Origin of the sequence: Pseudomonas sp. LG1D9, from assembly GCF_002949995.1 — a bacterium.
Lineage (GTDB): Bacteria > Pseudomonadota > Gammaproteobacteria > Pseudomonadales > Pseudomonadaceae > Aquipseudomonas > Aquipseudomonas proteolytica.
In genome coordinates this window covers 1,390,824-1,403,424 of the sequence record NZ_CP026881.1, presented here as the reverse complement: position 1 = coordinate 1,403,424, position 12,601 = coordinate 1,390,824, and the positions used below count along the sequence as shown (strand labels likewise).

The following is a 12,601-nucleotide window of genomic DNA, read 5'->3' as shown; positions in this document are numbered from 1 at the left end:
CCAGGGGGCAAGCGGATGAAATGGCGCCATGCCTTCCAGACCCGTCTGGCCGGGGTGTTGGCGTTATTGCTGCTGGTCGTGGTGGGCGCGGTGTACTTCGCCGTCCAGGGCGCTACCTCCCGCGCCGTGGAAAACCAGGCCCAAGTGCAATTGGAGACCGGCAGCCGAGTGTTCGAGCGCTTGCTGGACTTGCGTGGCCGCCGCCTGCAATACGGCCTGGACTGGCTCACGGTGGACGCGCAGTTTCGCCGCGCAGTTGCCGCAGGCCAGCCGGCACAGATCCTCGCGGCCCTGCAGCGCCACGGCACGGGGATCCGCAGCAGCGAGGTGTTTGTGCTGGGGCTCGATGGGCAGGTCCTCGTCAGTACCCTCGATGGGGTGCCCGCCCAGCAGGCCTTTCCCTATGCCCAGGCGCTGCGCCATGCGCGGCGCAACTCCCTGCAAATGCTCATCGTCGCCCTGGCCGGGCAACCGTTCCTGCTGGTCCAGGAAGATGTCCTGGACCCGCTGCCCATCGCCCGGGTGGTCATGGGGTTCGCCATGGATGAGGTATTCGCCGCCGAACTACGCTCCCTGAGCAATCTGGAAGTGTCGTTCATGAGCCTGGACAACGGCCAGCCAGGCACCTTGTTCAGCACCCAGCCGTTGGCGGACCGCCCGGCTATTATCCAGGCGCTGCAGAACTCGAACATCAACCCATTGGCGCAGATGAGCGAATGGCACGGCCAGCGTTTTCTCAGCCAGGTCCTGGCCCTGGCCAACACCGGCGATGGCGGGCAAGTCATGGCTTTGCTGCAAAGCCCGCTGGACCATGCCCTGCAATCCTTCGCGCCGCTGGACCGGCAATTTCTCGGCATTGCCCTGGCGGCCTTGATGGTTTCTCTGGTGGGCGCACTGTTGATGGCGCGCCGCGTATCGCGCCCGCTGGATGCCCTGGTGCAGGCGGCCGAGCGTATCGGCGCCGGTGATTACCGCACGCCCGTAGCGGTGCGTGGCAAGGATGAATTCGGCCTGCTGGCCCGCGCCTTCAACGCGATGCAGAGCGGCATCGCCGTGCGTGAACGACAACTGGCCCATAACGCCTTGCACGATGCCCTGACCGGGCTGCCCAACCGCGCCCTGGCCATGGAGCGCCTGGGCAGTGCGATCAGTGCGCGGCGGCCGGTGGTGTTGCTGTACCTGGGGATCGAAAACTACCGGGTGATCAACGAAGGCTTCGGCCCCCAGGGCGTCGAGGAAATGCTCCGTGAAGCCAGCCGCTGCCTGCTGTCGAGCCTGGCGGCGGGGGATTCGGCGGCGCGCATTACCGGCAGCGAATTTCTCGTGTTGCTGGAAAACACCAAGCTCGACAGCGCCGTGGCCCGTGCCGACCGCCTCTACAGCCTGCTCACCGAGCCGCAGCGGGTCGGTGGCGATGAATTGCGCCACGAAGTGAGCATGGGCATTGCTGCCTACCCCGAAGATGGCCTGCAGGTTGAAGAACTGATCAGCCGCGCCGCCATTGCCCGCCACGATGCCTCCGCGCTGCCCGGCTATTTGCAGATCTATCAACAGGACCGAGACCTCGCCCACCAACGCCAGATCAGCCTGATCCGCGACCTGCGGCGTGCCGCCATCGAAGACGAATTGTTCCTGTGTTATCAACCCAAGCTCGACCTGCGCCACGGCTACGTGCGCCAGGCCGAAGCGCTGTTGCGCTGGCAGCACCCGACCCTGGGCCTGGTGTCCCCCGCCGAATTCATCCCCCTGGCCGAACGCTCCGGCAGCATGGCCAGCCTGACTCACTGGGTGATTGAAGAAGCGATCCGCCAGTTGGCAGAGTGGAGCGTGCGCGGGCTGGAGGTGCAGCTTTCGGTGAACATCTCGGTCGACGACCTGGGCGACGAAGGGCTGGCGCCGCGGGTGACCGAGCTGCTGGAACTGCACGGGGTGCTGGCCGGGCAGTTGATTTTCGAGATCACCGAAAGCGCGATCATGCACAACCCGGAACAGGCCTTGCGCATCCTCGAGCAACTGCGTGGCTGTGGCATCAGCCTGTCGGTGGACGACTTCGGCACGGGCTACTCGTCCCTGGCCCAATTGCAGCGCCTGCCGGTGCAGGAACTGAAGATCGACCAGTCCTTTGTACGCAACCTCGACAGCACCAGCGGCGACGCGGTGATCGTGCGTTCGACCATCGAGATGAGCCACAACCTGGGGCTCAAGGTCGTGGCCGAAGGGGTGGAGTTCGAGCCGAGCTTGAGGCTGCTCAAGCAATGGAATTGCGACACGGCCCAGGGCTACCTGATCAGCCGGCCGCTGAATGCCATGGCCTTTGAGATGTGGATGCGCCGCGACCGCAGTACTGTCTGAAATGTGTGGGCGCGGGCTTGCGTGCGATAGGCATAGTTAAACTGCCGAATTCTCTGTGGCGAGCGGGCTTGTCGGAACGCCGCATCGCCCGCGCTGGGCTGCGAAGCAGCCCCAGAACCAGCCGCTGCGGAGTATCTGACACACCGCATTCGGCTGACTGGGGCTGCTTCGCAGCCCAGCGCGGGGCAAGCCCGCTCGCCACAACAGCCCTATCTGCTTGGTTTTAATGGTGTGGATAACCATGCCTACCGCAGGCAAGCCAGCTCCCACAGTTGAGTTGTATTGCAAATAAAAAGCCCCGCAATTGCGGGGCTCTTTTGTTGCTGGCTGGCTTAGTCGGCCAGTTTGAACGCCATTACATAGTCACCCTGCTTGGTCCCCAGGGAACCATGACCGCCCGCCACGACCAGCACGTACTGCTTGCCGTCCTTGCCGGTGTAGGTCATTGGGGTGGTCTGTGCGCCTGCAGGCAGGCGGCCTTCCCACAGTTGCTTGCCGTTTTTCACGTCATAGGCACGCAGGTACTGGTCGAGGGTACCGCTGAGGAAGGACACGCCACCGGCGGTGGTGAAGGTCCCGCCCAGGCTTGGCACGCCCATGCTCAGGGGGATGGGAACCGGCGAGCTGTCACGCACGGTGCCGTTCTTGTGCATCCAGATGGTCTTGTTGTTGGTCAAGTCCACGGCTGCCACATAACCCCAGGCCGGAGCCTGGCAGGGCAGGCCCATTGGCGAGAGCATCGCTTCCAGGACCACGCCATATGGCGTGCCTTTGTTCGGCTGCACGCCTTCGGTCTCGCTGACACGCGGGCCCATGGCGGCGATTTTCTCGGCCGGGATCATGGTCGATTTGAACGCCATGTAGCTCGGGTTGACGAACGCGATCTGGCGCACCGGGTCAACCGAGATGCCGCCCCAGTCGAACACGCCGAAGTTGCCTGGGTAGACGATCGAGCCTTGCAGCGATGGCGGGGTGAACGGGCCGTCGTAGCGCAGGGACTTGAAGTCGATCCGGCACAGCAGTTGGTCGAACGGGGTCACACCCCACATGTCACGTTCCTTGAGGGGCGGTGGCATGAAGTTGAGGTCGGACTTGGGCTGGGTTGGCGAAGTGTGATCACCGGCCACCGCGCCTTGCGGCACAGGGATTTCGTTGATCGGCACCACTGGCTCGCCGGTCGCCCGGTCCAGCACGTAGATGCTGCCTTGCTTGGTCGAGGCCATCACGGCTTGTTTCACGCCGGCGGCGGTCTTGATGTCGATCAGGCTCGGCTGGCCGCCCACGTCCATGTCCCACAGGTCATGGTGGGTGAACTGGTAGTGCCAGCGCACTTTACCGGTGTCGATATCCAGCGCTGTCAGGCCGGCAGCGTGCAGTTCCGACGCAGGCGTGCGGTAGCCACCGAACTGGTCCGGGGTCTGGTTGCCCATCGGCAGGTAGAGCATGCCGAGTTTTTCGTCGACGGCGAACATGGACCACATGTTCGGCGAGTTGCGGGTGTAGGTCTTGCCTTCGGCAATCGGCGTAGTGTCGTCCGGGTTGCCGCTGTCCCAGTTCCACACCAGCTTGCCGGTGTGCACGTCGAACGCGCGGATCACGCCGCTCGGCTCGTCGGTGGAGACGTTATCGGTCACGTGACCGCCAATCACCACCAGGTTCTTGGTAACGGCGGGCGGCGAGGTGGAGTAGTAGCCACCTGGGGCGAAAGCGCCGATGTTGGCGCCCAGGTCGACCTGGCCGTTGTCACCGAAGTCTTCGCACATCTTGCCGGTGTCAGCGTTCAGGGCGATCAGGCGGGTGTCGGCGGTCGGCAGGAAGATCCGGCGCGGGCACGCATTGGCGGCTGGCGCAGTGGCGTCAGTGGCCGGGCTTTGCTCGGTGGCGGCATAGGCGGCGTCATCGTGATAGGTCACGCCACGGCAGGTCATGTGCGCCCAGCCCTTGAAGTTCTCGGCTTTCTGCGTCGAGAGCTTAGGGTCGAAACGCCAGATTTCCTTGCCGGTATCCGGGTCAAGGGCGATCACCTGGCTGTGCGGCGTGCACACGTAGAGCATGCCGTTGACTTTCAGCGGGGTGTTTTCCGCGGTGGTTTCACCGGGGTCGCCAGGGCCAGGCAGGTCGCCGGTGCGATAGGTCCAGGCGGGTACTAGCTTGTGCGCGTTTTGCGGGGTGATCTGTGCCAGGGGCGAGTAGCGGTCACCGAAAGCCGAGCGGCCATAGGAGTTCCAGTCGCCATCGGCCTGGGCCGGTGCGGCATTGGTCATGCCCGGTACCGCATCGCGGTCCAGTTGGCCTTTGATTTCACCAGGGTTGGTGAACTGGCTGGCCACGGCGGTTGCACCGGCCAGCACCACGGCCACGCTCAGCGCGCCAGTGCCCAGCGGGGCAGGTTGCCCACGCAGCAAGGGGCGGCGGAACCACGGCAGGAGCATGACGATACCCAAGCCAAACAGCAGGGCCAGGCGCGGTACCAACTGCCACCAGTCCAGGCCGACTTCCCACAGGGCCCACACGGTACTGGCGAACAGCACCACCGCGTACAGGCCCAGCGCCGCACGGCGGGTGGCCAGCAGCAGGAGGCCGGTCAGGGTGATGCCGATACCGGCCAGCAGGTAGTACAGCGACCCGCCGAGCATGCTCAGCTTGATGCCCCCGGCCAACAAGGCCAGGCCCATGATCAGCAGCAAGATCCCCAGCAGCCTGGGCAGCAGGCGGCTTGGACTTGAAGCACCATCAGTGCTCATAGTGTGATTCTCCGTGACGTTTAAGGTAGTCCCGCGCTTGTTCACTGTAGATGACGTTTGCGCGCAGGCTTGGTTCAGGGCTAATTGCGTTTATTGCGATTCAGAAGGACGCTTGCAGCTTGATCCCGCCGACCAGCGCGTCATCCACCTGGGCGACGGCCCCCGGATGACGGATGTACTGCAGGTTCGGGCGCACCGTCAGCCAGTTGCTGACGTGCACGCCGTAATAGAGTTCGGCGCTGTATTCGGTGTCTTGCACCGGCAGGTAGGCGGCGTCGTCAAAGTCGTACACCGCGCGGGCCTGGTTGCTGGCTTGGGCGTTCTTGCGGTACGCCGGGTTGACGTGGACGCGAGCCACGGCAAAGCCGATATCGTCCTTGGCACGGGCATCGAACGGGCCTTTGTAGACCACCCCGGCCTGGACATAGTTATCCACAGCGTTGGTTTTCTTATCGTGCATCGTCGCGTTGGCGAACACGCTCAAGCCCCGGGTGTTGTCGCTGGCCAGGCTGCTGACTTGCTGCTGCACGCCCAGCCACACGCCGTGCTTGCTGGAGGCGCTGCGGTAGGCCTCGCCACTGACGGCCGCGGGCTGGTCGTTGCGGTCCTTGTACACGTCGCTGGCCTTGGCGCTGCTGTAGTAATAGCCGGCGCGGTATTCACCAGCAAGGCCGTGGATCTTCGGGGTCCACACCAGCTCCACCGGCAGCAGGGCGCCTTGGGTGCCGCTGCCGCTGAGCTTGAAGCCATTGCCGCGCTCGAGGTTGGAGGGGTTCTGTTCATAGGCGCCGATTTGCGCGTACAACTCGGGCGTCAGGTGGTACTTGACCCGCAGCGCCCATTGGCTGACCGGCCAGTTGTACCAGATGCCGCCGACCCAGTTGCCCACTTGGGAGCCGCAGAACGCCAGGTTCTGGAAGTCGCAGGGGAAGCTGTTGAAGTCCTCGCCTTCGCCAAAACGCCCAGCCTTGATATCCAGTTTCTGGTCGAAGAACTTCTGCTGGTACCACATCTGCGTCAGGCGCCAGGTCTGGCCACGGCCCCAGACTTCCTGGGACGAGGTAAAGCCGCCGACCCGCGGATCGTTGATGCGATCGTTGGTGATGTTATTGCCACTGCGCTCGGTGATCGTCAGTTGGAACTCGGCGTCGTGCCAGCCAAGGATCTTCTGCAGGTCCAGGTGGCTGCCGAAGGCCCATTGATCGCTGTAGCGCGCAGTGCGGTCGTGGTCCGAGCCGCCGTGCAGGTTGCTGCCCATCTCACCGATGTAGTCGATCTTGAAGTCGTAGCCCTGTTGAGACAGCGCTGTCCGGGAACCGCCGAAATCACCCAGCATCCACGGGGACTCACGGTCAAAGGCCGGCGCGGCCTGGGCGCAGGTGATCAGGCACAAAGGCAGCAGCGCAGCGCACAGGCGCAGTGTTGGGAAAGCAGGCATAGGCAAGGGCAGGTCTTAATAGTTTTTGGTTTTAGTACGCAAACCGCGATTGGCGGGTGCCAACGGGTCAGGTTTGAGCGGCGGATGAAACGTTTCAGGTTGTTGCCGACAAGGATAAAGCGCCGGCTCGGGGAGAGAAAGCGCTAATCGCAAGATGGATTCTTTCGGATTTGGTAACAGTCGGTGCAGGCACCGCAAAACTAATGTGGGAGCTGGCTTGCCTGCGATAGCGGTGGGTCAGTCACTATTTTCAGTGACTGACCCACCGCTATCGCAGGCAAGCCAGCTCCCACAGGTTGCAGGTCAGTGTCTGTTAGAAGGTTGTACGCAAGCCCACCTGCACACTGCGCCCCGGCGCCGGCGCAATATCGCGCAGGATCGAGCTGGCATAGCGTACGGTCTGGTTGGTCAGGTTCTCGCCGTTGACGAACGCCAGCCATTGGCTGCCGCCCAGGTTGAAGCGATAACCGGCGCTGGCGCCCAGGGTGGTGTAGCCGTCGGTCCCGCTTTCGTTGCGCGGTACACGGCCCTGGCCGGCAGCGTGCTCGACATCAATGCGCGCCTGCCAGCGGTCCAGTTCCCACAACAAACCACTGTTCAAGCGCAGTGGGGCGATGCGCGGCAAGGCTTCGCCGGTATCCAGGTTGGTGGCGCGGGTGTAGTCGCCCGACAGCTCCAGGGCGAATTTGCCGTAGGCCCCTTCGCTGAGTTTCCAGTGATCCTGGGCTTCGAAGCCGACGAAACGTGCGCGTACGCCGGAGTAGGTGTATTCCGGGATGCCATCGGCGTCTTCTTCGCCCTCGTCATTCAAGGTGCGGCCGCTGTTCAGCAAGCCAATGTAGTTGGAGAAGTGGCTGTAGAACACGCCGAAGCTGCCCTTGTGGGTGCCATTGTCAAAGCGCAGGGCCAGGTCGCTGGCCACGGCCTTTTCCTTCGACAGCTTGGCATCACCCACTTCATAGGTACCGGTGGCGACGTGGGCGCCGTTGGCATACAGCTCGTAGAAAGTCGGCGCGCGCTCGGTGTAGCCCAAGGTCGCGGCCAGCGACCAGATGGGCGTCAGCGTATACACAGCGCCCGACGACAGGCTGCCGGCGGTGAAGCTGCTGGAGCTGTTGGCCTTGGCGAAACGCTCGTTGCCTTTGCCGTCCGGGTCGACGGTGGTGTGCTCCAGGCGTGCACCCAGGCTCAGTTTCAGGCGTTCGCTGGCCTGCATTTCTTCGAGGATAAACAGCGCGCCAGCATTGGTATCGGTCTGCGGTACGAACGCTTCCTCGCCCAAGGCGGAGAATTCGCTACGGCTGACCTGGGCACCGACGATGCCATCGAAAGGCCCCATCGGCTGGTGGCGCGCTTCGATGCGTGCTTCATAGCCTTTGTTCTTGAAGGTGGTGCCGGTTTCGCCACCTTCGATTTCGCGGTGTTCGTAATCGGTGTAGCCGGCGTCGAGTTTGACCGAGGTAAACGGGCCTTGCAGGTTGCGAATCTCCGATGCGAACGCGTAATGCTCCTGCTGCATGCGGATGCGTACATCCTGTTCGGCGGGGGAGCCGTAGTTGCTGTCGGAGTTGCTGTAGGACAGCCCGGCGTAACCGTCGTCCCACGTGTAGGAACCGCCCACCGCGCCGCCGTCCTGGCGTCCGTCGCTGTTGCCCAGGCGGCCGTTTTTGCCGGGGCCATTCTCGCTTTGGGGGGCGTGGCGGCTGCGGGCGTAACCGGGGATTTTCAGGTCGTTGAATTCCCGCGCGCTGGCATCCAGATGCAGGGCGAAGGTGCCGTTACCGGCTTCCAGTTTGCCGGCGCTGCTGCGGGTGGTGTCGGCGCCGCCGTAGCGCAGTTCACCGGCACCGTGGATGCCTTCGATGGCTTCGGTGGGGATGCGATTGTCGAAGGTGTTGACCACGCCGCCAATGGCGCTGCCGCCGTAGAGCAGGGCAGCCGGGCCGCGCACGATCTCGATGCGCTCGACGTTGACCGGGTCCAGCGGCACCGCATGGTCATAGGACAGCGACGAGGCATCCAGCGCGCCGACGCCATTGCGCAGGATGCGGATGCGGTCGCCATCCTGGCCACGGATGATCGGGCGGCTGGCGCCAGGGCCGAAGTACGACGACGACACCCCTGGCTGCTTGTTCAGGGTTTCGCCCAGGCTGCCTTTTTGTTGCAGGGTCAGGTCATCGCCTTCCAGCACCGTCGTGGGCGAGGCCAGTTGCTGGCTGCCCAGGGGGTTGCCGGTGATGACTTGGGGTTGCAGTTCCAGGGCGTGGGCCTGGGAGCCGATCAACAGGGCAGCCGCCAGCGGGGTCAGGCGCCAGAGAGGGGAGAGGGACATCGGGAGGTTCCTTGGTCGAGCAGAGAGTTGGATATTTATAGTTACAATATAACATCTCTTTTTGGGCCGTGGAGTGGAACTTTTCACAAGCCTTGTAGGAGCGAGCTTGCTCGCGAAAAACTTCAGGACGCCGCGTTAAACCTGATGCCCCGCTTCAGCGTTGACGATTTTCGCGAGCAAGCTTGCTTCTACAGGGGGGCGGGGGTGGGGCTACAATCAAGGTCGTGCTTCCACCGGCCTGGCACCTCGGCTAAGGTGCGCGGCTTCTTCTTCATTTACTTGGCAAAGGCCCGGCATGACCGCACCGAACAACAACCCACTGCACGGCGTTACCCTCGAACAGGTGCTCACCGCGCTGGTGGCGCATTACGAATGGCAAGGCCTTGCCGAGCGCATCGACATCCGCTGCTTCAAGAACGACCCGAGCATCAAGTCGAGCCTGACGTTCTTGCGCAAGACGCCATGGGCGCGGGAAAAGGTCGAAGGGTTGTACGTCAAGTTGATGCGCACCAAACGCCCCCAGGAATGAGGGCATATGTGGCAGGGGCAGCGCTGGCCGGTTGGGCGGGCCTGACGATCCAGCTGTACCTGATTGGCTATTCGCGCTGGATGGCCGATGCCAGCCTGTTGGGCGGCCTGGTGAACTTCTTCAGCTTTTTTACCGTGCTGACCAACACCCTGGCCGCTGTGGTGTTGAGTTATGCACTGGTGAATCGCCCGTCGGCCGCACGCCGGTTTTTCCTGCGCCCGGCGGTCAGCAGCGGTATTGCGGTGAGCATTGTCGTGGTGGGCCTGGCGTATAGCTTGCTGTTGCGGCATTTGTGGAGCCCCGAGGGCTGGCAGTTTATCGCCGACGAATTGCTGCACGATGTGATGCCGTTGCTGTTCCTGGGCTACTGGTGGTTCTGTGTGCCCAAGGGCGCGCTGCGGCTCAGGCACGTCGGGTACTGGGTGATTTACCCGTTGGTGTACTTCGCTTATGTACTGCTGCGCGGGCACGCCCTGGGGCAATACCAGTACCCGTTCATTGATGTAGGGACGCTGGGTTATCCACAGGTGTTTATGAATGCCGGGGGCATCCTGTTGGGGTTTGCGTTGGTGGCATTGGCGCTAGTGGGCCTGGACAAGATCCTGAAGCCGGCAGCGTAGTTCAAAACCCCTGTGGCGAGCGGGCTTGCCCCGCGCTGGGTGGCGAAGCCGCCCCAAACCCTGCTGGCTCGGTGTGTCTGAACTAGAGGGGGCTGCTTCGCAGCCCAGCGCGGGGCAAGCCCGCTCGCCACAGCAGCTCTGTCTGCCTGGAGAAGGGCTATTCCTCGTCGCTGCCCTGTGCACGCCAGTAACCCACGGCCTTGACGAACTCATCGTTGAGCTTGTGCTCGTCAAGCAGCACCCGGCGTACCTGGCGCGACAGCTTGGTCTCGGTGGCGACCCAGGCATACAACGAGCCTTCTGGCACTTGCAGGTCGCGTACGGTGCCGAGCAACTCATCCTGGCCACGCACCACCCAGGTCACCTGCACATCGGCTGCGCTGTCGAGTGTCTGCTTTTCATGCTCATCGGCAATCTCGATCACCACCAGCGCCTTGCGCCCTGCCGGCAGTTCTTCCAGGCGGCGGGCGATGGCCGGGATGGCGGTTTCGTCGCCCACCAGCAGGTAGCTGTCGAAGATGTCCGGCACGATCATCGACCCGCGGGGGCCGGCAATGTGCAGGTGCTGGCCGGGCTTGGCCTGTTCGGCCCAGGTGGAGGCCGGGCCGTCGCCGTGCAGCACGAAGTCGATATCCAACTCGCCGCGGCTCAAGTCGATCCGACGCGGGGTGTAGTCGCGCATCGCCGGTTGTGGCCCCTCGCCCTTGACACTGAATGTCGGGCTTTCCAGTGCCGCCAGCTCGGCAGCGTTCTGTGCGAACAGCAGCTTGATATGGTCATCGCTACCCAGGCTGACGAACCCCGCCAACTGCTCGCCACCCAGGGTGATACGACGCATGCGCGGGGTGATGTCGACCACGCGCAGCACCTCCAGGCGCCGGCGTTTGATCTCGTGGCTCACTCGGTGAATGACAGGCGTACTCATAGGGTTTTCCCCTGTACAGGTGGGACGGCCGGGCCATCCACAATGGCTTGGGCGGTGCTGTTGAGCAGCGCCGCGACGCGGGTGATTTCTTCCGGGCTCCAGCGCCCGTGGTGCAACTGCAAGGCATGGCGCAGGTTGTGCACCGCCTCGTGGATTTGCGGCGGTCGGTCGTGGCCGCGCAATGAGCGTTTGCTGACATCAATGCGCATGCGCACACCGTCCAGCGCAATGGCTTGCTCACTTAAGAACAGACGTCCGGCGTCGGTGATTGTGTAGCGTTTTTTTCCAGCCTGGGCGTCGCCGGTGATCAGTTCGCTTTCTTCAAGGAAGGTCAGGGTGGGGTAGATCACCCCGGGGCTGGGGCTGTAGGCGCCATCGAACAGGCCTTCGATCTGGCGGATCAGGTCGTAGCCATGGCACGGCTGTTCGGCGATCAACGCTGGTAGCAACAGCTTCAGGTCGCCGGGTGCGAAGACCCGTGGGCCTCGACCAGCGCGTTCGCGGCCTGGGCGTTTTTCGAAGCCGTCGCGGTCGTCACCGGGTTCACGGTGGGAATGAGGGTCTCTCATTGTCATGCTCTCTGCTGTGTGGTTTAGACATAACGTAAGATATATCTTAAGTTCCGGCCAGAGGCAGGTGACCAACGGTCATCCGTGGGCGGACGAACCGAGCGCCAAGTTAATTTATTCCCCATAAGTTGCGCTTCATAACTAGTATTAGAGCTAAAGCTCAAACTTTCATTGGCTGGGTTACATTACTGGTTAGTTGCTTTTGTGGTACCGTTCTTACGGACTTTTCATTGCGTATTCGCTGTAACCATTCATGTAGTCTGTATCCTACGGAAGAAATTAAAGTTTTGGCAAAGTGCCATATTTTTCCGAGTTATCCTGTATCTATTGGCTACGGCAGCGTGGGAACTGCCTTGCATATCTGTTTTTAAAGTTGGTGGATCATCTGCCTCGCGTTGCAATCACTTAAGTTTCATCGCGACGGCTCTCATTGTGTGTTGGATCTATGGTTCAACTTTCAGTGGGTCACTAACTTGTCCGAAAACAGGAAATCACCATGTTCAAGAAGTTCGCAATTGCTGCCCCTCTGGCCCTCCTGGCGCTGAATTCGTCGATGGCATTCGCCGCCGGTGAAGCCAACCACACCGTCAACATCAAGGCGAATATCCCGACAACCGTGTTCCACGCGCAGCCACGTGACCCTAACTTCGGCCGCGATGAAAGCATGAGCTACAACCTTGTCAGCGGTGAGCTGGCGCCGTTGACCGCCGTCTACGACGTGAAAAACACCAACGGCTCGGTCCACGCCTACATCGAAGGCGGCCCGGCCGTGCTGTTCAACGGCAACGTTGCACAGAACATTGCGCTGACCACCAGCTTTAACGGTGTAGAGATGACCGGCACCCCTAAAGAAGTCGTCACCGAAGCGGACTCCACCCCAGGCGTCGCTGCTGAACTGCGCATCGTGGCAGCCAAGCCTTCGGCAACCCAGCGCGGTGCCTACACCTCCGCTGTGGCGTTGGTGTTCGACGCGGTGCTGCCAACGACACCTTGATGGTGTAGGTGCCCGCCGGGCTTGTACGCCCGCGGGCATTGGCGTTCGGGCCGGCTGATTCTCCCCGTAGGCCGGCCTGGTTTTTTGTTTTGTCTCTT

The 12,601-nt window shown here is 62.6% G+C and carries 9 protein-coding genes; 4 read left to right on the top strand and 5 right to left on the bottom strand.

The window, feature by feature from the left end; all coding sequences use genetic code 11:
- Positions 1–15 precede the first annotated feature (15 nt).
- Positions 16–2,352 (top strand): bifunctional diguanylate cyclase/phosphodiesterase, encoded by a 2,337-nt coding sequence (locus tag C5F71_RS06780; protein ID WP_104910857.1) that lies wholly within the window; start codon positions 16–18, stop codon positions 2,350–2,352.
- A gap of 332 nt (positions 2,353–2,684) precedes the next feature.
- Here the strand turns inward: C5F71_RS06780 and C5F71_RS06775 are convergent, their stop codons facing one another.
- The 3 genes from C5F71_RS06775 to C5F71_RS06765 form a co-directional block, all read right to left on the bottom strand.
- Positions 2,685–5,096, bottom strand: a complete 2,412-nt coding sequence (locus tag C5F71_RS06775) for a glucose/quinate/shikimate family membrane-bound PQQ-dependent dehydrogenase (RefSeq protein WP_104910856.1) — start codon at positions 5,094–5,096, stop codon at positions 2,685–2,687.
- A 100-nt stretch (positions 5,097–5,196) separates the two neighbouring features.
- Positions 5,197–6,534 (bottom strand): carbohydrate porin, encoded by a 1,338-nt coding sequence (locus C5F71_RS06770; RefSeq protein ID WP_104910855.1) that lies wholly within the window; start codon positions 6,532–6,534, stop codon positions 5,197–5,199.
- Positions 6,535–6,847: 313 nt separating this feature from the next.
- Positions 6,848–8,866, bottom strand: a complete 2,019-nt coding sequence (locus C5F71_RS06765; protein WP_070995720.1) for a TonB-dependent receptor — start codon at positions 8,864–8,866, stop codon at positions 6,848–6,850.
- 295 nt (positions 8,867–9,161) lie between these two features.
- Here C5F71_RS06765 and C5F71_RS06760 point away from each other — a divergent pair, with 295 nt between their 5' ends.
- Positions 9,162–9,395 carry a VF530 family DNA-binding protein gene (locus C5F71_RS06760; RefSeq protein ID WP_029297450.1) on the top strand — a complete coding sequence of 78 codons (234 nt, stop codon included), beginning with the start codon at positions 9,162–9,164 and terminating at the stop codon, positions 9,393–9,395.
- Positions 9,392–10,015, top strand: a complete 624-nt coding sequence (locus C5F71_RS06755) for a Pr6Pr family membrane protein (protein WP_104910854.1) — start codon at positions 9,392–9,394, stop codon at positions 10,013–10,015. The genes C5F71_RS06760 and C5F71_RS06755 overlap by 4 nt, the downstream gene beginning before the upstream one ends.
- A gap of 157 nt (positions 10,016–10,172) precedes the next feature.
- On the opposite strand, the gene C5F71_RS06750 is transcribed toward C5F71_RS06755, so the two are convergent.
- Entirely contained in the window at positions 10,173–10,940 is a 768-nt protein-coding gene (locus tag C5F71_RS06750) for a siderophore-interacting protein (RefSeq protein ID WP_104910853.1), read from the bottom strand.
- Positions 10,937–11,509 (bottom strand): PadR family transcriptional regulator, encoded by a 573-nt coding sequence (locus C5F71_RS06745; RefSeq protein ID WP_070995723.1) that lies wholly within the window; start codon positions 11,507–11,509, stop codon positions 10,937–10,939. Before C5F71_RS06745 ends, C5F71_RS06750 begins: the two co-directional genes overlap by 4 nt.
- A 496-nt stretch (positions 11,510–12,005) precedes the next feature.
- Between C5F71_RS06745 and C5F71_RS06740 the strand changes: the two genes are divergently transcribed.
- The gene (locus C5F71_RS06740; protein WP_104910852.1) at positions 12,006–12,503 is read left to right on the top strand and encodes a CS1 type fimbrial major subunit; all 498 of its coding nucleotides are present in this window, start codon (positions 12,006–12,008) and stop codon (positions 12,501–12,503) included.
- The last annotated feature ends 98 nt before the right edge of the window (positions 12,504–12,601 follow it).

Bases quoted from the DNA above. Each gene is read 5' to 3' on its own strand.
- C5F71_RS06780 (WP_104910857.1), top strand. From the start codon at position 16: ATGAAATGGCGCCATGCCTTCCAGACCCGTCTGGCCGGGGTGTTGGCG.
- C5F71_RS06775 (WP_104910856.1), bottom strand. From the start codon at position 5,096: ATGAGCACTGATGGTGCTTCAAGTCCAAGCCGCCTGCTGCCCAGGCTG.
- C5F71_RS06770 (WP_104910855.1), bottom strand. From the start codon at position 6,534: ATGCCTGCTTTCCCAACACTGCGCCTGTGCGCTGCGCTGCTGCCTTTG.
- C5F71_RS06765 (WP_070995720.1), bottom strand. From the start codon at position 8,866: ATGTCCCTCTCCCCTCTCTGGCGCCTGACCCCGCTGGCGGCTGCCCTG.
- C5F71_RS06760 (WP_029297450.1), top strand. From the start codon at position 9,162: ATGACCGCACCGAACAACAACCCACTGCACGGCGTTACCCTCGAACAG.
- C5F71_RS06755 (WP_104910854.1), top strand. From the start codon at position 9,392: ATGAGGGCATATGTGGCAGGGGCAGCGCTGGCCGGTTGGGCGGGCCTG.
- C5F71_RS06750 (WP_104910853.1), bottom strand. From the start codon at position 10,940: ATGAGTACGCCTGTCATTCACCGAGTGAGCCACGAGATCAAACGCCGG.
- C5F71_RS06745 (WP_070995723.1), bottom strand. From the start codon at position 11,509: ATGAGAGACCCTCATTCCCACCGTGAACCCGGTGACGACCGCGACGGC.
- C5F71_RS06740 (WP_104910852.1), top strand. From the start codon at position 12,006: ATGTTCAAGAAGTTCGCAATTGCTGCCCCTCTGGCCCTCCTGGCGCTG.